General features: G+C 54.2%; 21 protein-coding genes. 8 read left to right on the plus strand and 13 right to left on the minus strand.

Annotated elements, in window-relative coordinates:
• Positions 1-9 precede the first annotated feature (9 nt).
• The 3 genes from lpxM to znuA all read right to left on the minus strand — a co-directional run bounded on the left by lpxM (position 10) and on the right by znuA (position 3,424).
• Entirely contained in the window at positions 10-984 is a 975-nt protein-coding gene (lpxM, locus tag FHW71_RS01415) for a lauroyl-Kdo(2)-lipid IV(A) myristoyltransferase (protein WP_154181687.1), read from the minus strand.
• A 126-nt stretch (positions 985-1,110) separates the two neighbouring features.
• Positions 1,111-2,439, minus strand: a complete 1,329-nt coding sequence (gene mepM / locus FHW71_RS01420) for a murein DD-endopeptidase MepM (RefSeq protein WP_179450607.1) — start codon at positions 2,437-2,439, stop codon at positions 1,111-1,113.
• Positions 2,440-2,452: 13 nt separating this feature from the next.
• Positions 2,453-3,424: a zinc ABC transporter substrate-binding protein ZnuA gene (znuA, locus tag FHW71_RS01425; RefSeq protein ID WP_179450605.1), complete on the minus strand. Its 972-nt coding sequence runs from the start codon at positions 3,422-3,424 to the stop codon at positions 2,453-2,455.
• Between the two features lie 77 nt (positions 3,425-3,501).
• On the opposite strand from znuA, the gene znuC reads away from it, so the two are divergent.
• Both znuC and znuB read left to right on the plus strand, forming a co-directional pair.
• Entirely contained in the window at positions 3,502-4,257 is a 756-nt protein-coding gene (znuC, locus tag FHW71_RS01430) for a zinc ABC transporter ATP-binding protein ZnuC (RefSeq protein ID WP_036650204.1), read from the plus strand.
• Complete coding sequence (gene znuB / locus FHW71_RS01435) at positions 4,254-5,039, plus strand: zinc ABC transporter permease subunit ZnuB (RefSeq protein ID WP_179450603.1); 786 nt, start codon at positions 4,254-4,256, stop codon at positions 5,037-5,039. Before znuC ends, znuB begins: the two co-directional genes overlap by 4 nt.
• A gap of 7 nt (positions 5,040-5,046) precedes the next feature.
• Here znuB and ruvB read toward each other — a convergent pair whose 3' ends face one another.
• From ruvB to aspS, 6 genes are all read right to left on the minus strand, one after another.
• Positions 5,047-6,051, minus strand: coding sequence for a Holliday junction branch migration DNA helicase RuvB (gene ruvB, locus FHW71_RS01440; RefSeq protein ID WP_007889560.1), 1,005 nt, complete (start codon positions 6,049-6,051; stop codon positions 5,047-5,049).
• A gap of 8 nt (positions 6,052-6,059) precedes the next feature.
• Positions 6,060-6,674: a Holliday junction branch migration protein RuvA gene (ruvA, locus tag FHW71_RS01445; protein WP_007889559.1), complete on the minus strand. Its 615-nt coding sequence runs from the start codon at positions 6,672-6,674 to the stop codon at positions 6,060-6,062.
• 80 nt (positions 6,675-6,754) lie between these two features.
• Positions 6,755-7,282, minus strand: a complete 528-nt coding sequence (gene ruvC, locus FHW71_RS01450) for a crossover junction endodeoxyribonuclease RuvC (RefSeq protein WP_008110486.1) — start codon at positions 7,280-7,282, stop codon at positions 6,755-6,757.
• 37 nt (positions 7,283-7,319) lie between these two features.
• Positions 7,320-8,063, minus strand: a complete 744-nt coding sequence (locus FHW71_RS01455) for a YebC/PmpR family DNA-binding transcriptional regulator (protein WP_008110488.1) — start codon at positions 8,061-8,063, stop codon at positions 7,320-7,322.
• Between the two features lie 271 nt (positions 8,064-8,334).
• Positions 8,335-8,766, minus strand: a complete 432-nt coding sequence (gene nudB / locus FHW71_RS01460) for a dihydroneopterin triphosphate diphosphatase (protein ID WP_179450601.1) — start codon at positions 8,764-8,766, stop codon at positions 8,335-8,337.
• A complete protein-coding gene (gene aspS / locus FHW71_RS01465; protein WP_179450599.1) occupies positions 8,766-10,547 on the minus strand; it encodes an aspartate--tRNA ligase in 1,782 nt (593 codons plus the stop codon). Before aspS ends, nudB begins: the two co-directional genes overlap by 1 nt.
• Positions 10,548-10,779: 232 nt before the next feature.
• On the opposite strand from aspS, the gene FHW71_RS01470 reads away from it, so the two are divergent.
• The 3 genes from FHW71_RS01470 (at position 10,780) to cmoB (ending at position 13,373) form a co-directional block, all read left to right on the plus strand.
• Complete coding sequence (locus FHW71_RS01470; RefSeq protein ID WP_179450597.1) at positions 10,780-11,601, plus strand: DUF72 domain-containing protein; 822 nt, start codon at positions 10,780-10,782, stop codon at positions 11,599-11,601.
• 78 nt (positions 11,602-11,679) lie between these two features.
• On the plus strand, positions 11,680-12,408 hold the full coding sequence (gene cmoA / locus FHW71_RS01475) for a carboxy-S-adenosyl-L-methionine synthase CmoA (protein ID WP_097097065.1): 729 nt from the start codon (positions 11,680-11,682) through the stop codon (positions 12,406-12,408).
• Complete coding sequence (gene cmoB / locus FHW71_RS01480; protein ID WP_179450594.1) at positions 12,405-13,373, plus strand: tRNA 5-methoxyuridine(34)/uridine 5-oxyacetic acid(34) synthase CmoB; 969 nt, start codon at positions 12,405-12,407, stop codon at positions 13,371-13,373. The genes cmoA and cmoB overlap by 4 nt, the downstream gene beginning before the upstream one ends.
• A 3-nt stretch (positions 13,374-13,376) precedes the next feature.
• Here cmoB and FHW71_RS01485 read toward each other — a convergent pair whose 3' ends face one another.
• From FHW71_RS01485 to cutC, 3 genes are all read right to left on the minus strand, one after another.
• The gene (locus FHW71_RS01485) at positions 13,377-13,997 is read right to left on the minus strand and encodes a LysE family translocator (RefSeq protein ID WP_179450592.1); all 621 of its coding nucleotides are present in this window, start codon (positions 13,995-13,997) and stop codon (positions 13,377-13,379) included.
• A 240-nt stretch (positions 13,998-14,237) separates the two neighbouring features.
• Complete coding sequence (locus tag FHW71_RS01490; protein WP_179450590.1) at positions 14,238-15,095, minus strand: hypothetical protein; 858 nt, start codon at positions 15,093-15,095, stop codon at positions 14,238-14,240.
• A gap of 169 nt (positions 15,096-15,264) precedes the next feature.
• A complete protein-coding gene (gene cutC / locus FHW71_RS01495; protein ID WP_179450588.1) occupies positions 15,265-16,017 on the minus strand; it encodes a copper homeostasis protein CutC in 753 nt (250 codons plus the stop codon).
• Positions 16,018-16,102: 85 nt separating this feature from the next.
• On the opposite strand from cutC, the gene FHW71_RS01500 reads away from it, so the two are divergent.
• Positions 16,103-17,242, plus strand: a complete 1,140-nt coding sequence (locus FHW71_RS01500; RefSeq protein WP_179450586.1) for a PatB family C-S lyase — start codon at positions 16,103-16,105, stop codon at positions 17,240-17,242.
• Here FHW71_RS01500 and FHW71_RS01505 read toward each other — a convergent pair.
• Entirely contained in the window at positions 17,239-17,799 is a 561-nt protein-coding gene (locus FHW71_RS01505; protein ID WP_179450584.1) for a VOC family protein, read from the minus strand. The two genes, FHW71_RS01500 and FHW71_RS01505, sit on opposite strands and share 4 nt — an antisense overlap.
• Positions 17,800-18,110: 311 nt before the next feature.
• Between FHW71_RS01505 and FHW71_RS23980 the strand changes: the two genes are divergently transcribed.
• Together FHW71_RS23980 and argS are read left to right on the plus strand one after the other, a co-directional pair.
• On the plus strand, positions 18,111-18,233 hold the full coding sequence (locus FHW71_RS23980) for a hypothetical protein (RefSeq protein WP_007889544.1): 123 nt from the start codon (positions 18,111-18,113) through the stop codon (positions 18,231-18,233).
• 170 nt (positions 18,234-18,403) lie between these two features.
• Positions 18,404-20,134, plus strand: a complete 1,731-nt coding sequence (gene argS / locus FHW71_RS01510; protein WP_179450582.1) for an arginine--tRNA ligase — start codon at positions 18,404-18,406, stop codon at positions 20,132-20,134.
• The last annotated feature ends 389 nt before the right edge of the window (positions 20,135-20,523 follow it).

Here is a 20,523-nt window from a genome sequence, read left to right on the forward strand (position 1 = left end):
CCCTACCATTTACTTCCGAGGATAAAGATCTTTACGCGCGTAAGGTTCAATATCACCTTCCTTGCGCGTTTTAAGCAGTTTTAAAATCCAGGTGTACTGTTCTGGATGGGGGCGCACAAACACTTCTACTTCTTCATTCATGCGGCGCGCCAACGTATTGTCATCAGCATCCAGCAAGTCATCCATAGGCGGACGCACGTAGATTTCCAGACGATGGGTTTCGCTGTTATACACCGGGAAAAGCGGCACCACGCGTGCGCGGCACACTTTCATCAGGCGGCCGACTGCCGGCAACGTTGCTTTATAAGTGGCAAAGAAATCCACAAACTCGCTGTGTTCCGGGCCGTGATCCTGGTCCGGCAGATAATAGCCGTAATAACCCTGACGCACCGAAGCGATAAACGGCTTAATGCCGTCATTACGCGCATGCATGCGGCCACCAAAACGGCGTCGCACAGTATTCCACAAATAATCCATTAACGGATCGCTTTGATTGTGGAACATCGCCGCCATCATCTGACCTTCAGACGCCAGCAGCATCGCCGGAATATCCACGCCCCAACCATGCGGCACAAGGAAAATAACGTTCTCTTTGTTCGCCTGCAGTTGCTCGATGATTTCCCGGCCGTGCCAGTCAACGCGCTTACGCACATGTTCGGGATTGCGTAATCCCAGTTCAACCATCATCGCCATCGCCTGCGGTGCGGTGGCAAACATACGATCAGCAATCTCTTCGCGCTGCGCTTCGCTCAATTCCGGCAGGCAATAATAGAGATTGATCAGCGCACGGCGGCGCGCACTTTTCGCCAGTTTACCGGCGAACTTGCCCAATCCGCCCAGAATCGGATCGCGCACTTTGGCGGGAAGTAATGCCATGCCGGCCAGCGCACCAATCGCCAACCAACTTCCCCAGTATTTCGGCTTTAAAAAAGAACGTTGAAAAACGGGAATAAACTCACTGTTATTTTTCTTTCGGGTTTCCATGCACTCGCCTCTGACAATGACCGGTCAATAATAGTGACGATGGTTAATTTTGCAATCTTCAAGCGCCAGATAGAAAAAAACCGACGAAGAATCCGTCGGTTTTTTTGTGTTACGCGCAATAATGCGTTATTTCAACGTCAACTGCGGCAACCAGGTTTTGACTTGCGCCATGTAAGTGCTGCGATCTTTACCCGTCAGCCCTTCCATGCGCGGCAGTTTTGCCGTCAATGGATTCACTGCCTGATTGTTGATCCATACTTCATAGTGCAGATGTGGGCCGGTTGAACGTCCGGTGTTACCCGATAGCGCAATACGATCACCGCGTTTCACTTTTTGCCCCGGTTTCACCAGCGCTTTACTCAAGTGCATATAACGCGTCATGTATTGACGACCGTGACGAATTGCCACGTAATTGCCGGCAGCACCGCCGTTTTTCGCCATCACCACTTCACCATCACCCACAGCTAACACTGGCGTACCAATCGGCAGCGCGAAGTCGACGCCTTTATGCGGTGCGATGCGACCGGTTACCGGGTTAAGGCGGCGCGGATTGAAGTTGGAAGAGACACGATATTGCTTAACCGTTGGGAAACGCATAAAGCCACGTGCTAAACCAGATGCATTGCGATCGTAGAACTTGCCGTCTTCCGCGCGGAAGGCGTAATAATCTTTGCCGCCGGTGCGTAAACGCACGCCCAGCAGTTGGCTTTGAGCACTTTTGCCATCAAGCATTTCACGTGACATCAATACACTGAAATCATCACCGGCACGCAGTTTGCGGAAGTCCATTTGCCACTGCATCGCTTTAATGACGTTGCTGGTTTCCGAGCTGCTTAAGCCCGCGCGCTGTGCGCTGGCGGCAAAACTACCGTGTACTTCACCTTTCAAGACGCTGTTACGCCATTCACCCTTTTGCAGCTCCTGCTGCATCTTAAAGCTTCCGTTGTCGGCGCGCTGATAAGTACGGGTTTCACGACGATCGATTTCCCAGCTGAAGGTTTGCAGTTGACCATCGGCATCCAGCGTCCAGCTCAGTTGCTGGCCGACTCGCATGTTGCGCAAATCTTTATCGCTGCTGACCAGTGCATTGATATCGCCCATCTCAATACCGTACTGATTTAACGCGCTGCTCAGCGTATCGCCTGAAGAGACGGTGTAATCATGTACGTTGGGATTGTCCGGAACGTCTTTATCGATGTCGTCAGCAGGAATATCGTCGGCCGGTTCTTCGGTAGTCTGATCAATCGGCTCACTGGCTTCGGGCAACAGCGTACGCAGTTCGTCTTTATCCAACGCGATGGTTTTCACGATGGGCGCAACATCACGCGGATGGTAAACGTAAGGCCGCCATACGGCGACGGCCAACGTAACAACGGTTAATGAACCCAGCATAACGCGGTGGGGGCGCGGCAAATTATTAAATGCGAGGGCGACAGAGCGGGCTATCTGCTGCACTTTTACCTATTCCTCATGCTCCATTCAGGCAGCTCGCATACTGGCTCGACAACTGTGAAAGGAATTTCACATAGCTGTCTTTAGATAAGCTGATGTCCATTCCCAATGGATCTAACGTGCCTTTACGGACGGAAGTTCCACGGGACACGGCATCGATGACGGCCGGTCTGAATTGTGGTTCAGCGAAAACGCAAACGGCTTTCTGCTCAACCAACTGTGTTCGTATTTGATGTAAACGCTGGGCGCCCGGCTGGATCTCAGGATTGACGGTAAAATGACCTAAAGGTGACAAACCGTAATGTTTTTCAAAGTAGCTGTAAGCGTCGTGAAAAACGAAATAACCCTTGTTCCGCACAGGCGCGAGTTGCGCGCCGATGTGTTTGTCTGCATCGGCTAATTCTGCCTTAAATTCCTGCAGATTAGCGTCAAGTTTGGCTTTGCTTTGCGGCATAAGTTCCAATAATTTTCCATGGATTGCAACCGCAGTTTGTAAGGCCATGTCAGGGGACATCCACAGGTGCATATTAAACTGGCCGTGGTGGTGGTGTGCATGAGACAGGTCTTGTTGTTCAGAATTTTCTGAGTCATGATCATGATCGTGACCGTGCTCATGTTCCTCATCGCCATCATCACCGCTAATCAAAAGCGGTTTTATGCCTGGCAAAGCGGCTATTTCAAGGTTTTTATTGGCCGGTAATTCGGCCGCTGACTTGGTGAGAAAAGCTTCCATTTCAGGCCCCGTCCACACCACTAAGTCTGCGTTTTTAATACGTTTTACATCAGAGGGACGTAAGGCATAATCATGTTCTGATGCGCCATCAGGCAGCAATACTTCAACCGGCGTAATGCCATCTGCGATAGCCGCTGCGATAAATCCGATAGGTTTAATTGAAGCTACGACTGCAGAGTGCGCGGGTAACGCGCTTGTGGCGGCAATTGCCGCAGCAGTAAGGGTGAAAATAAGGCGCTTTTTATTGTGTAACATAATACGTCATTCCATCGTGACCAGGTGATGGAATGTGATATTATAACATTCGAAATTCAATGCAACCCGTAAATAACATGCCGCCACTTGTTACTCTTGAAAACATTTCTGTGAAATTCTCCCAGCGTCCAGTGCTTGCAGGCATTAGCCTCACACTTGAGCCGGGAAAAATTCTCACCCTGCTCGGCCCGAATGGCGCCGGTAAATCCACGCTGGTTCGCGCGGTGTTGGGGCTGCTTAAACCCACCAGCGGCAGCGTCAAACGCGCCACTGATTTACGTATCGGTTATGTGCCGCAAAAACTGCACATCGATCCGACTTTGCCGATCACCGTTGAGCGCTTTATGCGTCTGTCTCGGGGCACCAAACGCGATGCCATTTTGCCGGCGCTGAAGCGCGTCCAGGCCGGGCATCTGTTGCACGCGACGCTGCAAAAACTCTCCGGCGGTGAAACGCAGCGTGTGCTGCTGGCGCGCGCATTACTCAATGAGCCGCAATTGCTGGTGCTCGATGAACCAACTCAAGGCGTTGACGTCAACGGCCAGGTTGCGCTGTACGATTTGATCGATCAACTGCGCCGTGAATTAAATTGCGGTGTGCTGATGGTTTCACACGACCTGCATCTGGTGATGGCGAAAACCGACGAAGTGCTGTGCCTCAACCATCACATCTGCTGCTCGGGCACGCCGGAAGCGGTATCACAACATCCTGAGTTTATTGCGATGTTCGGCCCACGCGGCGCGCAGCAGTTGGCGATTTATCGTCATCATCATAATCACCGTCACGATTTACAGGGACGCATTGTTCTGCGTAAAGGAAATGGCCCGTCATGATTGAACTGTTATTACCTGGCTGGCTGGGCGGCGTTTTGCTGGCGCTGGCGGCCGGTCCACTTGGCTCGTTTGTGGTTTGGCGCCGCATGTCCTACTTTGGCGATACTCTCGCGCATGCATCTTTGCTGGGTGTGGCGTTTGGTTTGCTGCTTAACGTAAATCCTTACTATGCGGTGATTTTAGTGACCGTATGTCTGGCGTTGGGATTAGTGTGGCTGGAGCGTCGCCCGCATCTGGCCATCGACACGCTGCTCGGTATTATGGCGCACAGCGCGCTGTCGCTGGGTTTAGTGGTTGTCAGTCTGATGCAAGGCGTGCGTGTCGATCTGATGGCTTACTTGTTTGGCGATCTGCTGGCGGTGACGCCCGATGATTTATGGATGATGGGTGGCGGCGTGGCAATTGTACTGGCGGTGATGGCGTGGCAGTGGAATTCACTGTTATCGATGACCATCAGTCCGGAGCTGGCGCAGGTCGATGGCGTCAACATTCAGCGCACGCGTTTGATGCTGATGCTGGTGACGGCATTAACCATCGGCGTGGCAATGAAGTTTGTTGGTGCCTTGATCATTACGTCACTGCTGATTATCCCGGCGGCGACGGCACGTCGCTTCTCGCGCTCACCGGAACAGATGGCCGGTTTTGCGGTGATTGCCGGTATTATCGCGGTGACCGGCGGACTCGCCTTCTCCGCCACCTACGATACGCCAGCCGGTCCTTCGGTGGTGTTATGCGCTGCGGTATTATTCATCATCAGTATGGCAAAAAAACCGGCGGCATAATGCCGGTTTACTCTTCGCGACTAATACCAAAGTGTTTATAAGCATGCTGCGTTGCCATTCGGCCGCGTGGCGTGCGTTGTATGAATCCTTGCTGGATCAGGAAGGGTTCAATTACATCTTCGATAGTTTCCCGCTCTTCGCCGATCGCCGCAGCCAGATTATCTAAGCCAACCGGACCACCCGAGAACTTGTCGATAATCGCCAGCAGCAGTTTGCGGTCCATATAATCAAAACCCTGGCTGTCGACGTTAAGCATATCCAGCGCGCTGGCTGACACTTCACCGCTCAGGTTGCCGTTGGCACGCACTTCAGCAAAGTCACGTACGCGGCGCAGCAAACGGTTAGCGATACGCGGCGTTCCGCGCGCACGACGCGCTATCTCCAGCGCGCCCTCTTCACTCAGCGCCAGGCCAAGACAAGCCGCGCTACGGCCAACGATGTGCTGCAGATCGGGAACGTTATAGAACTCAAGACGCTGCACAATGCCGAAGCGGTCACGCAGTGGCGAGGTTAAAGAACCGGCGCGCGTGGTGGCACCAATCAGGGTAAACGGCGGCAGATCGAGCTTAATCGAACGCGCTGCTGGACCTTCACCGATCATGATATCCAGCTGATAATCCTCCATCGCCGGATACAGCACTTCTTCAACCACCGGCGACAGGCGATGGATCTCATCGATAAACAGCACATCATGCGGCTCAAGATTGGTGAGCATCGCCGCCAGATCGCCGGCTTTTTCCAGCACCGGCCCGGAGGTGGTGCGCAGATTGACGCCCATTTCGTTGGCGACGATGTTAGCCAGCGTAGTTTTACCCAATCCTGGCGGACCGAAAATCAGCAGATGATCGAGTGCATCGCCACGCAGTTTCGCCGCCTGGATGAAAATCTCCATCTGCTCGCGCACCTGCGGCTGACCAACATATTCCGTCAGCAGCTTGGGGCGAATGGCACGGTCGAGCGTTTCTTCTTCATTAAAGGAACTGCCCGAGACCAGACGATCGGCTTCAATCATGCTTTACCTCAAATAGCTGCGCGCAGGGCTTCACGAATCAGGGTTTCGCAATCCGCATCCGGTTTACCAACTTTGCTGATCATCCGGCTGGCTTCCTGCGGTTTATAACCGAGAGCCACCAGCGCTGAGACCGCTTCGGCTTCGGCATCGTTATTGTCTTGTGCCGCAGAAGGCGTGGTCAACGTAAAGGTTGAATCACCACCAAACAGATCGCCGTGCATGCCGATAAAGCGGTCTTTCATCTCCACAATCAGACGCTCGGCGGTTTTTTTACCCACGCCCGGCAGTTTGATCAGAGAGGCAATTTCTTGTCGCTCAACGGCGGTCACGAACTGCTGGGCCGACATACCCGACAAAATCGCCAGCGCCAGCTTTGGTCCAACGCCATTCACCTTTACCAGCTCGCGGAACAGCGTGCGTTCCTGCTTGTTGTTAAAACCGAACAGCAGCTGCGCATCTTCACGCACCACGAACTGGGTGAAGATGATCGCTTCCTGATTGATCTCCGGCAGCTCGTAAAAGCAGGTCATTGGCATGTGCACTTCATAACCGACACCGTGCGCCTCAATCAACACCAGCGGCGGCTGTTTCTCCAGAATGTTGCCTCGTAAACGACCAATCACCTGAGCAGTTCCTTAATCTGTAAGTAAGCCTGAGTTTATAGCACAAAAAAGGCTGGATGAATATCCAGCCTTGGCGTTTGCTAACCCGATCGCATACGACCGCGCGTCATCACCAATTTGGTGTCACTGATACGCGCCGCATTTTGGCTCATATGGCAATGCGTGATGGCGATGGCCAGCGCATCGGCGGCATCCGCTTGCGGATTGGCCGGCAGTTTCAGCAAGGTACGCACCATATGCTGCACCTGACTTTTCTCTGCGCCGCCAGTGCCGGTGACAGTTTGCTTCACCTGACGCGCTGCATACTCAAACACCGGCAAATCGTGATTCACCGCCGCGACAATCGCCGCACCGCGCGCCTGGCCCAACTTGAGCGCTGAGTCCGCGTTCTTCGCCATAAAGACCTGCTCGATGGCGAAATAGTCGGGTGAGAACTGCGTAATGATTTCGCTGACGCCCGCGTAGATCAGTTTGAGACGCGTCGGCAGATCGGTGACGCTGGTACGGATACAGCCGCTGCCCAGATAGGTAAGCTGGCGGCCGGTTTGGCGGATAACACCGTAACCGGTGACGCGCGAGCCGGGATCGATCCCGAGAATTATCGCCACAGCGCGTCTCCGGTGAGTGGGGTTTTAAGCAACGCCATTACAGCGTTTCTGCGATCTCATCAGAGATTTCACCGTTATGGTAAACTTCCTGCACGTCGTCACAGTCTTCCAGCATGTCGATCAAGCGCAGCAGTTTCGGCGCAGTTTCGGCATCCATTTCGGCTTTGGTTGAAGGGATCATTGAGACTTCAGCCGAGTCGGCTTTCAGACCGCCCGCTTCCAGCGCATCACGCACTGCACCCATCTCTTCCCACGCGGTGAAGACATCAATCGCGCCGTCGTCATAAGCCACAACGTCTTCTGCACCGGCTTCCAGCGCCGCTTCCATCACCGCATCTTCGTCCTGACCTGGCGCGAAGGAGATAACGCCCTTCTTGCTGAACAGGTAAGCAACAGAACCGTCGGTACCGAGGTTGCCGCCGGTTTTGGTGAAGGCATGACGCACTTCGCCCACGGTACGGTTACGGTTGTCGCTCAGGCACTCAATCATCACCGCTGAGCCGCCTGGACCGTAACCTTCATAAATGATGGTTTCCATGTTGGAATCATCTTCACCGCCCACGCCGCGTGCGATGGCACGGTTCATGGTGTCGCGCGTCATGTTGTTAGACAGCGCTTTGTCCATCGCTGCGCGCAGACGTGGGTTGGAACCCGCATCGCCACCGCCCAGTTTCGCGGCGGTGACCAGCTCGCGAATGATTTTGGTGAAGATTTTACCGCGCTTAGCGTCCTGAGCAGCCTTGCGGTGCTTGGTGTTCGCCCATTTACTGTGTCCAGCCATTTTGCATATTCTCCGATCTTATCAATCGCACGGGCTATCTTACTTGCGATCTCGGCTCCCGGCAGTGCTCGCAATCCTCACGTACATAAGTACGCTCCGGTTGCTGTGCGCTGGCGGTAACCGACCTCGCTGCGACGATTACGCCCGACTGTTCAATTTTAATTGTGCAGGTTTCACATCCTGCACCGGGTTTAAGGGACGAAGGAATAACTTCGTCGAATTAACGGAATTTAACTGAACTGCCACGGGAAAAACGCGCGGCGGTGAGCATTCAGATAAATTCTTCAATTGCCTGGCGGTTACTCCAGGACTTGGTGAGGGCTGCGGCAGCGGCGGGTTCGAGCCAGCGCGCGGCGAGATGCTCGGTGAGCAGCAGGTCGCGCTCTGCGGGTATGGCCAACCTGAACCAGTGTTCGCGGTTGTGCGTGGTGCCCGGTGCGTAACGATGGCGATAGTGCGGGAAGATCTCAAACTCGATTTGCTTGTGGCAATCGTCCAGCACTAACTTTTCGTGCGCAATATCGATGGCAAGCTCTTCTAACACTTCGCGCTGAGCCGCCTGGCACGGGGTTTCGCCCGCTTCCAGGCTGCCAGTGACCGATTGCCAGAAGCTGTCGTCATCACGTCGCTGCAGCATTAACACCCGGCCGGTATCGCGGGCAAAAATCACCACCAGCACCGAAACCGGATGTTTAAAGCCCATTACTTGTTCTCTGTCTTTTCTTTCTTCGGCGCCACCAGAATGCCGAGGTCCAGCAGCGCAGCTGGATTGGCTTCGCTTGGGGCTTCGGTCATCATGCATGCGGCGGCGGTGGTTTTCGGGAACGCGATCACATCACGGATGTTATCGGTGCCGGTCAACAGCATGGTCAGACGATCCAGACCAAACGCCAGGCCCGCGTGCGGCGGGGTACCGTATTTCAGCGCGTCGAGCAGGAAGCCAAACTTCTCACGTTGCTCTTCTTCGGTGATACCGAGGATGCTGAATACCGTCTGCTGCATTTTCCCGCTGTGGATACGCACGGAACCGCCGCCCACTTCGTAGCCGTTAATCACCATATCGTAGGCATTGGCCACCGCTTGTACCGGATCGGTTGCCAGCTCTTCTGCGCTCATGTCTTTCGGCGACGTGAAAGGATGGTGCATTGCTGCCAGGCCGCCCTCTTCATCTTCCTCAAACATTGGGAAGTCGATTACCCACAGCGGTGCCCAGGCTTTGTCATTGGTGATCTGCAGGTCGCGGCCCACTTTCAGACGCAGCGCGCCGAGCGCATCCGCTACCACTTTAGCGCGGTCCGCGCCGAAGAAGATCAGGTCACCATCTTGTGCGCCCGTGCGGTTGAGAATGTCTTCAACGATTTCTGCACTGAGGAACTTGGCAACCGGGCTCTGTACGCCTTCGAAGCCTTTAGCGCGTTCGTTGATCTTCATCCACGCCAACCCTTTAGCGCCGTAGATTTTTACAAATTCGCCGTACTCATCAATTTGCTTACGCGTCAGCGCAGCGCCGCCCGGTACGCGCAGGGCAGCCACGCGGCCTTTGGCATCGTTGGCTGGACCGGCAAACACCTGGAACTCCACGTTTTTCAGCAGATCGGCAACGTCCACCAGCTCCATTGGGTTACGCAGGTCTGGCTTATCGGAACCGTAACGGTTCATCGCTTCCGCAAAGGTCATCTGCGGGAAGTCACCGAGATCCACGCCTTTGATGTTGATCCACAGTTCACGAATCAGACGTTCCATCTTTTCACGCACCTGCTCGGCGGTCATGAAAGAGGTTTCCACGTCGATCTGGGTGAACTCAGGCTGACGATCGGCACGCAGATCTTCGTCACGGAAACACTTAACGATCTGATAGTAGCGGTCAAAACCCGACATCATCAGCAGCTGTTTGAACAGCTGTGGCGACTGCGGCAGCGCGTAGAATTTGCCTTTATGCACACGGCTTGGCACCAGATAGTCACGCGCGCCTTCTGGCGTGGCTTTGGTCAGCATTGGCGTTTCGATATCGAGGAAGCCCTGGTCGTCCATAAAGCGACGCACGAAGCTGGTAATTTTAGCGCGGATTTTCAAACGCTGCGCCATTTCCGGACGACGCAGGTCCAGATAGCGATAGGTCAGGCGCGCTTCTTCGCTGTTCACTTGGTTAGAGTCCAGCGGCAGCGGTTCAGCACGGTTGATGATGTTGAGCTCATGAGCGAACACTTCGATTTCGCCGGTTGCCATGTCGCTGTTTTTGTTCTTTTCGTCACGTGCACGCACGGTGCCGGTGATCTGGATACAGAATTCGTTACGCAGCTCAGATGCCAGCTGGAAAGCGTCCTGACGATCGGCATCAAAGAACACCTGAGCGATACCTTCACGGTCACGCATATCGATAAAAATCAGGCTACCCAGATCGCGACGGCGATTTACCCAGCCGCAGAGAGTGACTTGCTGACCCACGTGAGACAGATTGAGCTGTCCGCAATATTCTGTACGCATAACGTATCCTTTTAACTTCGCCGCTGCTGCCAGACAACATCAGGCCGCGTAACCTTATGAGATGCTGTCGCAAAAAAGGCGGCTATTATAATGGAAAAACCCAGGCAGGATAAGTGGAGCCCGATCAAAGCGGACAAAACATTATGCTTTATCGCGCTGTTTTTCCTGCCGACATCAAAACAGGGTACATTAAGCCGCCCTTTCCCGCCCCTAAAGGATTCAGGAGTTCGCGTTGACACTTCGCATAGGATTACCGCAATGGCAGCACGCGCAATGGAAACAGTTCGGCATTGAAACCTTAGCCGACTACGCGCAGCTGTTTGGTTGTGTGGAAGGCAATACCACGTTGTATGCGCTGCCAAAGCCTGAAGTGGTGATGCGCTGGCGGGATATGACGCACGACGATTTTCGTTTCTGCTTTAAGTTTCCCGATAGCATCAGCCATAAAGCGGCGCTGCGCGATTGCGATGAGTTGCTGACGGAGTTTTTCCGCCTGCTCGATCCGCTGAGCCAACGCATTGGTCAATATTGGCTGCAGTTACCCGCCGCGTTTTCACCGGCACAGCTGGTTGATTTATGGTCCTTTCTCGATAGTTTGCCACGCAATTTCCGCTATGGCGTTGAGGTGCGACATCAGGCGTTTTTTGCCAAAGGTGAAGCCGAACGCGCGCTGAATCGCGGTTTACTGGATCGCGGCGTTAATCGGGTGATTTTAGATAGTCGTCCGGTGCATGCTTCAACCTCGCAAACCGCCGCCGCCGTGGACGCGCGAGCGAAAAAGCCGCGCGTGCCGCCGCATGCGGTGCGCACCGGTTCGCAACCGATGGTGCGTTTCATTGGCAGCGATAACGTGGCGGAGAGCGTGCCGCTGTTTCAGCCGTGGCACAGCAAGCTGCAAGCGTGGCAGCTGGATAGCGATCCAATGCTGTTTATTCATACGCCGGATATGGGCGAGGTGTTTCCGCTGATTCAGGCGTTGTGGTCACAGTTGCAGCAGCTGGAGCCATCGTTACGCGATCTGCCCGACTGGCCGCAGCAATCAAGCCTGTTCTAGACGCAACGCAAAGGGTGCAGCCCGCCCGCGTTTCTGCCAAAATAGCGCCCTTTCCGTTTTCTCTCCGGACCTTTCATTATGTCTGATCGCGATACGCTATTTTCCGCGCCCATCGATAAGCTGGGCGACTGGACCTTTGACGAGCGCGTAGCTGAAGTTTTTCCCGATATGATTCAGCGCTCGGTGCCGGGTTATTCCAACATCATTTCGATGATTGGCATGCTGGCAGAACGCTTCGTTCAGCCGAATAGCCAGGTTTACGATCTTGGCTGTTCGCTGGGTGCCGCCACGCTGTCGGTGCGCCGCAATATTCATGTGCCTGGCTGCCAGATTATTGCTGTAGATAATTCGCCAGCGATGGTTGAGCGTTGCCGTCGCCACATCGATGCCTTCCGCGCGGATACCCCGGTGCAGGTGATCGAAGCGGATATTCAGGATATCCACATTGAGAACGCCTCGTTGGTGGTGCTTAACTTTACCCTGCAATTTCTTGAGCCGCCGGCCCGTCTTGAGTTGCTGAAGAAGATCGTCAATGGATTAAATCCGGGTGGCGCGCTGGTGTTGTCCGAGAAGTTTAGTTTTGAAGATGCCGATGTCGGCGAGTTGCTGTTTAACATGCATCACGATTTCAAACGCGCTAACGGTTACAGCGAACTGGAGATCAGCCAGAAACGCAGCATGCTGGAGAACGTGATGTTGACCGATAGCGTCGAAGCGCATAAGGCGCGCCTGAAAACCGCCGGTTTCAAACATGCGGAGTTGTGGTTCCAGTGCTTTAATTTTGGTTCGTTGGTGGCGTTGAAATGATTGAGTTTGGCCGTTTTTATCAGCAGATTGCCACCGGCCCGCTGGCCAGTTGGCTGGAAGTGTTACCGGCGCAAGTTGCCGCATGGCAGCGTGACAATTTGCACGGTAAGTTTCGCGACTGGGAGAAGTCCGTTGATTATCTGCCGCTGCTGACGCCGCAGAAGCTGGATTTGTTGCACAGCGTGAGCGCGGATGTTGAGGATCTGACCGATCGTCAGCGTCTTGGCATTGAGAATCTGCTGCGCAATTTAATGCCGTGGCGCAAAGGTCCTTATTCGCTGTACGGCACCGAGATCGATACCGAGTGGCGTTCTGACTGGAAATGGGATCGCGTGTTGCCGCACATTTCGCCGTTGCTGCATCGCACGGTGCTGGATGTTGGTTGCGGCAGCGGTTATCACATGTGGCGCATGATTGGTGCGGGCGCGAAGCTGGTGGTCGGCATCGATCCGATGCAGCTGTTTTTGTGCCAGTTTGAAGCGGTGCGTAAGCTGTTGGGCGATGATCGTCGGGCGCATTTGCTGCCGCTGGGCATTGAGCAGCTTCCGGCGTTACAAGCGTTCGATACCGTGTTTTCGATGGGCGTGCTTTATCACCGCCGTTCACCGCTCGACCACTTGATGCAGCTGAAAAATCAGTTGGTTAGCGACGGTGAGTTGGTGCTGGAGACGTTGGTGATTGAAGGCGATGAGAACGCGGTGCTGGTTCCGGGTGAGCGTTATGCGCAGATGCGTAATGTGTACTTTATCCCTTCTGCGGCAGCGCTGAAGAGCTGGCTGGAGAAGTGCGGATTTGTCGATGTGCGCATCGCAGATTACGCGGTGACGTCCGTGGAAGAGCAGCGTCGTACCAGTTGGATGACCAGCGAGTCGCTGGCCGAGTTCCTTGATCCGAATGACAGCAGTAAGACCGTTGAAGGTTATCCCGCCCCGCTGCGTGCTGTGTTAGTGGCGCGCAAGCCGTAATGCTTAACGCCGCGATAGCGCCAGCTTCGCGGCAAAGCCAATAAAGACGCAGCCCGTCAGGCGATCCATCACTTTCAGTACCGCTGGACGACGCAGATGCGTCGCAAAGTACTGGCTGCTACCAATTAGCACCGCATTCCACACTAATCCAATCACCATATGTGTGAGAGCCATCAGCGTACACCACAGCGGCACCGATGCGCCCGCCGGAATGAACTGCGGCAGGAAGGTGACGTAGAACACGCCGACTTTGGGGTTTAACAGATTACCGAATAGTCCGCGTGTGAAGCAGGCAACATAGCTTTGCTCTTTATTCTGCGCATGCTGACCTGCTTCCGCTTGGGTACGTGGGTTGATGAGTAATTTGACGCCGAGATAGAGCAGATAGGCCGCACCGATCCATTTCAGCAGGTTATACGCCATTTCCGAAGCCAGCAGCAGCGCGCCCAAGCCTAAACCCACCGCAATGCCCCACACCAGGCAACCCAGCGTGACGCCAAACGCCGTGGCCGATGCACGCTTCCAGCCTTGCGCGGCGGCGGAACGCAACACTAATGCGGTATCAAAACCGGGCGTGAGCGTGAGGATGGTGATGGCGAAAAGGAATGAAAGGATCAGTGTCATGTGCGGGCTCCCTGTTTAGTTCCGTGCGTTTCAGGCAAAGAATCAGGGCCGCTCCGTAAAGGCGTCGTGAACACATCCCTGTGGACTCTGCCGCCGGTTACTCGCCTCATCCATGAGGCTCGCCCACTTCGTGGGCCAACGCTTTGCGTTGTTCAAAAACGCTCCCGGCGTTTTTGTCCATGCGGCGGAAGCTTTACTCCGCGGCCCTGATTCTTTGCCTTTATGTGGGTTTTGTGCGGTTTAATCTTGTGCGGCTGTTTCGCTGGGGGCGTTCCAGTATTGGTATTTATAAGCGGAGCTGAGATGGCGTTCAATGGTGCCTTTGGCGAATACTTCGGTTTCATGCAGATAACTGAGCGTACAGTTGCCCACTTCATCCCACAGTTGGCACTCGTCAATCGAGCGTAGCGTGCTGACTGGCGTGGTCGATGTGCCGTTCAGGCGCAGTTCCCGCCACTGGTTATCGTAGCTGTAAGTATCTTTGCTACGCGCGCTACTGGATGAGGTGACCAATCCTTGTGGATTCCAGCGCCAGCTGCTTTCGCCACTGGTCATGCTATCACTGCCGCGCGCCACGCTTTTTTCTACTCTGAACTGTTTGTCATAGCGGTAAGTGGTATCGGTAAAGCCATCTTTGCCCATGCTGGTGAATTTATCGGATGAGCTGACGATGTTGCCATGCTGGCCGATTTGCCAGCTGATGGTGCCCTGACGGTTATCAACCACTTCCTCCTGACCCGCTTTGATCACTTTGACCATGTAGGCATATTCCGCCACCCAGCCGCGTTGAACGCGGGCGATATGCTGTTCCATCGTCAGCAGGACGTTGCCTTCGTTTTTGTCGTAGGAGATATCGGCCACCATTAAATCGCCGCACTGATCAAACTGGCCAAGTACGCGCTTTTGCGAGTTCACATCTTTGCCAAATTCGCCCGCCACCACCTGACGCACCGCGCCTTTGGCATCGCCACCCAGCATGATCCAGTTGTTGCTGCTGGTGATGTTTTTGCTCATCGGTGGACACGCCGTGCTGACAGCCAGCGCAACGCCGCAGTAGGGGAGAAGCAGCAGTAAAACGGTACAAGGGATGGATTTCATGAAGGTTATCCGTACGAGGCCATAGAGTAATCAAAGCATCATTTACACGATCACGCTATCTCTGCGGGAATGGCAGATAAAAAGAACCCCAGTTAGAAGAACTGGGGTTGGTACTTGCAAACATCACGTCGTTTGGACTGGCGTGCTGCGCGGCAAAATCGGGGTGAATTCAGGCTACCCGGACGGCGCTCATCTGCGTCATGCTTTTCATGGCTTCAACCACATCACCATCAACGCAATAGCGACTGAATTCATCGGTTTCCGCTTCGGAGCACATGGAAACACCGGCTTTACGGTAGCGCATCGGCGAAGCGACTAAACGGCTGGCGGAGCTGTGAACTTCCTGCAATCCACTGTCGATGAACTTCTGGATGTTGCTCAAACGCACGCCCGCACCGGCCATAATAATCGGACCTGTGCTGTGTTCATTTAGTTCCCGTAATAATGCAATTCCTGCTTCGGCGCTCTGTTGCTGGCCAGACGTCAGGATACGCGCGATGCCTAAATCAGCCAGCACCTCAAGTGAGCGTTTTGGACTGTGGCATAAATCGAAGGCGCGATGGAAAGTGACGTCCATGCCGTCACACAGCGTCATAATTTGCTGCATACGGGCGATATCAACATGCGCATCTTCATCCAGCATGCCAATCACTAAGCCGGGAAAACCGAGTTCACGCATTAGCGCAACGTCCGATTTCATCGACTCAAACTCATAGTTGGTGTAGCAAAAATCGCCGCCGCGTGGACGGACGATAGGATGTACCGGGATCGAAATTTCACGTCGTGCCACTTCCAGCACGCCGGCTGAAGGCGTCAACCCACCTTCGCGCGGTGCGCTGCACAGCTCCACGCGATCGGCACCGGACAGCTGCGCAGTCATTGCGCAGTCGATGCCGTAGCAACAAATTTCCAGTTTCGTCATACCATGCTCCTTCTCATGACTTCTGGCTCGGGATGAATGCTTCAGTTAGTCTACTTAATTGGACAGTTTACGTGGAACTCGCACTATGGCATTCGATTTTAATCAATGGATAGACCGTCGTCACAGCGATAGTTTGAAATGGCACAAATATGGTGATCGCGATGTGCTGCCGCTCTGGGTAGCGGACAGCGATTTCCGTTCGCCGCCGAGTGTGATTGAGGCCATTAAACAGCGCGCTGAGCACGGCGTTTTTGGCTATGGCGCAACGCCAGGCGGATTGATTGATATCACCCTTTCCCGTTTAGCGCAGCGCTACAACTGGCAGATTGAGCCGGACTGGATTGTGTTATTGCCCGGCGTGGTGTGCGGTTTAAATCTTTCGGTCCGCGCATTCACGGAATCGGGCGAATCCACGGTTTCCCCAACGCCGATTTATCCGCCGTTTCGCGGTGCGGCAAAACTGGCCGATCGCGCACAGGTGCATTTACCGCTGCGTTTACAGGACGATCGCTGGGTGATGGATCTCGACGCCAGCGCCATGCAGGGCAATGAGCGCCTGCTGATGCTGTGTAACCCGCAGAATCCGGGTGGTACGGTTTATCGTCGCGACGAGCTGGAAGCCCAGCTGGCATTTGCGCAGCAGCATGATTTGATTGTCTGCTCCGATGAAATCCATTGCGATCTGTTGCTGTCACCCGGCGCGCAACACATTCCGTTTGCGTCATTAAGTGAAGATGCCGCACAACGCAGCATCACGCTGATCTCGCCGTCCAAAACCTTCAACATTGCCGGATTAGGCGCGTCGATGGCGATCATTCCCAATCCAGAGTTGCGCGCACGCTTTAAACGTGTGCGGGAAGGCATCGTGCCTGGCGTGGATATTCTGGCGCTGGTGGCAGCCGAAGCGGCGTGGCGCGATGGCGATGAATGGCTGGCGGCGCAGCTGGATTATCTGCGTGCCAATCGCGACTGGCTGGTGGCGCAGATCAATGCGCTGCCAGAACTGCAGATGGCCGCGCCGGAAGCGACTTATCTCGGTTGGATCGACGCCAGCAAACTGGATGTCGCCAGCCCAATGGACTACTTCGAGCAGCACGGCCTCGGTTTTTCACCGGGTCACGATTTCGGCGACGATAATTTCGTGCGCTTCAACTTTGGTTGTACGCGCGCCACGCTGGAACAGGCGGTGGCGCGTTTGCAGCTGGCGGTAGCAGCGCGCCGTTAAGCCTGCTCGCTAGCGACGATCTCTTCCAGTCGCCACGGATGAAACTTGATGGTGGTTTGCCCGTCAGTCACCGCCAGTGTCGGATTGGGCAAACGTTCATTCTCGCCTTTGGGCGCGCTGGTTTTAAACGAGATGCCCGGCTGCGTCAGCGCATCATCCGAGAGCAACGCCATCGCGCGCACACCCAGCGTTTCCGGTTCACCGCGCAGCACAATCTCCACGTGTTCCCACCCTTCATGGCGATACAGTTTCTCGCCCGGCCAAGGCAGTTCAATCACATCGATTTGCCAGCCCGCGAGGTTCAATGGCTGATGCAGTTTGAACAAGCAGATCGGGCGACCATTGATCATTGCTTCGGAAAACTGTGTGGCGATTTGCAGCAATCCAGTTTTCCAGCGTTCTGCCGTCGCAAACTGGTGGCAGCGCACCGCAACGTGATCGGCTTCATGTTCAGCCAGGTTAATGCCTAAACGTTCAGCAAATAGCGCCAAAGAGTGCTCAAAACGAGCCAGGTCTTGTTTTAAATCATCCAATTCCATAGGAAAGTTGGTCCGCATCACGTTTTACCTCTAATTCAGTTCAGGTTTACTAATCAATATGAAATTTGCTAGCCGTTGATTCCGCTTGACAAAATTGTCGGATTCATCCGATTTAGGCGTCAAAAAGGCTGAAAACCGCATAAATAGACCATTCATTTCGGATTTATCGCCAAAACAGGTCCAGCAGTTACTTTATGAAAGTGGCTTAACCTTCTGTTATTATTCAGGATAGTTAATACAATGAGATAACTCTTATTTAAGTTGCAAACAATTGCAGCCTGATACCCTTTCTTATAAATTTGTGTTTCACAACTACAAGGAACGGCCTTATGTCTATGCTCATTGTTGTCGCGGTCCTGATTGCATTAATGGGATTTGCAATTTCCCGCCATTGGAAGGTGCGTGAAGACAAAAGCGTTAAAAATCCTCGTCGTCACCCACGGCGCCGTTAATCGGCGCTGAGGGCCCGATGTTATGTCTCACTGAATACCGAATAGCTGACTCACTTTAACATTTCACGTATACTTCCCCTCTTATTTTTCCGTCCCGCCGCGCAGTTGCGGGATGACGACATCGGCTCGCCGCCTACAGGCGGGCCTTTTCAGCATATGAAGGTAACGCGGTGAATATTCAGGCTCTTCTTTCCGACAAAGTCAGTCAGGCAATGATTGCGGCGGGTGCGCCTGCCGATTGCGAACCTCAGGTTCGTCAGTCTGCGAAGGTACAGTTCGGTGATTACCAGGCAAACGGTATGATGGCCGTGGCGAAAAAGCTCGGTCAGGCACCGCGACAACTGGCTGAGCAGGTGATTCAGCATCTGGATCTTAACGGCATCGCCAGCAAAGTCGAAATCGCCGGTCCCGGCTTTATCAATATCTTCCTCGATCGTGCATGGCTGGCGGCGCAAACCGCGCAGGCGCTGCAGCTGCCGCGCCTCGGTGTGAGCAGTGTCGCGCCGCAAACTATCGTGGTGGATTACTCCGCGCCCAACGTGGCGAAGCAGATGCATGTCGGTCACGTCCGCTCCACCATCATTGGTGATGCCGCAGTGCGTACGCTGGAGTTTCTCGGCCATAAGGTGATCCGCGCCAACCACGTCGGCGACTGGGGCACGCAGTTCGGTATGCTGATTGCCTATCTGGAAAAGCAGCAGAACGAACACCATGAAGAGATTGCGCTGGCTGACCTGGAAGCCTTCTACCGCGAAGCCAAAGTGACCTACGATGCCGACGAAGCCTTTGCCGAGCGCGCACGTAATTACGTGGTGAAGCTGCAAGGTGGCGATGAATATTGCCGCAGCATGTGGAAGAAGCTGGTTGATATCACCATGAGCCAGAACCAGCTGGTATATGACCGCCTGAACGTGACGCTGACGCGCAAAGATGTGATGGGTGAAAGCCTGTACAACGACATGCTGCCGGGCATCGTCGCCGACCTGCGCGAAAAAGGGTTGGCGGTGACCAGCGAAGGCGCCACGGTAGTTTTCCTTGATGAGTTCAAAAACAAGGAAGGCGAACCGATGGGCGTAATCATTCAGAAGAAAGATGGCGGCTATCTCTACACCACCACCGACATCGCCTGCGCCAAATACCGTTTCGAAACCCTGCATGCCGATCGCGTGCTGTATTACATCGATTCCCGTCAGCATCAGCATCTGCAGCAGGCTTGGACCATCGTGCGTAAAGCCGGTTATGTGCCGGAATCGGTACCGCTAGAGCATCACGCATTCGGCATGATGCTCGGCAAAGATGGTCGTCCATTCAAAACCCGCAGCGGCGGCACTATTCGCCTCGCCGATTTGCTGGATGAAGCAGTCGAACGCGCGCATGCGTTGGTCAGCGAGAAGAATCCAGAGATGTCAGCGCAGGAGCTGAAAGATCTGTCGGAAGTGGTGGGCATCGGCGCAGTGAAATACGCTGACCTGTCGAAAAGCCGCACCACCGATTACATCTTCGACTGGGACAACATGCTGGCATTCGAAGGCAACACCGCGCCTTACATGCAATACGCCTACACGCGCGTGCTGTCGGTGTTCCGCAAAGCCGGCATTGATGCCGATAGCCTGAGCGGCGACATCGTGCTAACCGAAGAGCGTGAAGCGCAGCTGGCTACGCGCCTGCTGCAGTTCGAAGAAGTGATTACGCAGGTCGCGCGCGACGGTACGCCACACGTGATGTGTGCTTACCTGTACGATCTGGCCGGCCAGTTCTCCGGCTTCTACGAACACTGCCCTATTCTCTCCGCCGAGGACGAGAACATCCGTCAGAGCCGTCTGCAGCTCGCCGCGTTAACCGCGAAAACGCTGAAGCAAGGTCTGGACACGCTGGGCATTAAAACCGTCGAGCGCATGTAATATCAACAGCGGAGAGCACCGCAAACGGCTCTCCGCTGCTTTCCCTCTTCCTTCCTGTTAAAAATCCCTTCAATCCGCTCTGAATTTGGCTTTTATCCTGCTCAATACCTGCAATTTCTCTCGCTTCACACGCTTTCTCAATTTTCCGACACAGCTCACCAAATAAACAAAACTCATACCTTCATAACCATTTTATGGCAGACAAAGTCGCAAGCCATCCCTAATTTGGTATTGAAAGCAAGAAAGCATAAACATGCAACAAGCTGTTTTAAAAGCTAAAAACTATAAAACTTACCCCTGTAATCGGGTTAAAGTGATGCCCCCGGCCAACGTCAGGGCGGAAAAGAATCTCAACCCGATAACGTCATTAATAAAAAAATCAGAGCGTA

The sequence above is a fragment of the Enterobacter sp. Sphag1F genome, from assembly GCF_014193275.1.
Taxonomy (GTDB): Bacteria; Pseudomonadota; Gammaproteobacteria; order Enterobacterales; family Enterobacteriaceae; genus Pantoea; species Pantoea symbiotica.

What these genes read in the sequence shown, in the direction of transcription:
- lpxM (WP_154181687.1), bottom strand. Translation starts at nt 984, where the DNA reads ATGGAAACCCGAAAGAAAAATAACAGTGAGTTTATTCCCGTTTTTCAA.
- znuA (WP_179450605.1), bottom strand. Translation starts at nt 3,424, where the DNA reads ATGTTACACAATAAAAAGCGCCTTATTTTCACCCTTACTGCTGCGGCA.
- znuC (WP_036650204.1), top strand. Translation starts at nt 3,502, where the DNA reads ATGCCGCCACTTGTTACTCTTGAAAACATTTCTGTGAAATTCTCCCAG.
- znuB (WP_179450603.1), top strand. Translation starts at nt 4,254, where the DNA reads ATGATTGAACTGTTATTACCTGGCTGGCTGGGCGGCGTTTTGCTGGCG.
- ruvB (WP_007889560.1), bottom strand. Translation starts at nt 6,051, where the DNA reads ATGATTGAAGCCGATCGTCTGGTCTCGGGCAGTTCCTTTAATGAAGAA.
- FHW71_RS01455 (WP_008110488.1), bottom strand. Translation starts at nt 8,063, where the DNA reads ATGGCTGGACACAGTAAATGGGCGAACACCAAGCACCGCAAGGCTGCT.
- nudB (WP_179450601.1), bottom strand. Translation starts at nt 8,766, where the DNA reads ATGGGCTTTAAACATCCGGTTTCGGTGCTGGTGGTGATTTTTGCCCGC.
- aspS (WP_179450599.1), bottom strand. Translation starts at nt 10,547, where the DNA reads ATGCGTACAGAATATTGCGGACAGCTCAATCTGTCTCACGTGGGTCAG.
- cmoA (WP_097097065.1), top strand. Translation starts at nt 11,680, where the DNA reads ATGTCTGATCGCGATACGCTATTTTCCGCGCCCATCGATAAGCTGGGC.
- cmoB (WP_179450594.1), top strand. Translation starts at nt 12,405, where the DNA reads ATGATTGAGTTTGGCCGTTTTTATCAGCAGATTGCCACCGGCCCGCTG.
- FHW71_RS01485 (WP_179450592.1), bottom strand. Translation starts at nt 13,997, where the DNA reads ATGACACTGATCCTTTCATTCCTTTTCGCCATCACCATCCTCACGCTC.
- FHW71_RS01490 (WP_179450590.1), bottom strand. Translation starts at nt 15,095, where the DNA reads ATGAAATCCATCCCTTGTACCGTTTTACTGCTGCTTCTCCCCTACTGC.
- cutC (WP_179450588.1), bottom strand. Translation starts at nt 16,017, where the DNA reads ATGACGAAACTGGAAATTTGTTGCTACGGCATCGACTGCGCAATGACT.
- FHW71_RS01500 (WP_179450586.1), top strand. Translation starts at nt 16,103, where the DNA reads ATGGCATTCGATTTTAATCAATGGATAGACCGTCGTCACAGCGATAGT.
- FHW71_RS01505 (WP_179450584.1), bottom strand. Translation starts at nt 17,799, where the DNA reads ATGCGGACCAACTTTCCTATGGAATTGGATGATTTAAAACAAGACCTG.
- FHW71_RS23980 (WP_007889544.1), top strand. Translation starts at nt 18,111, where the DNA reads ATGTCTATGCTCATTGTTGTCGCGGTCCTGATTGCATTAATGGGATTT.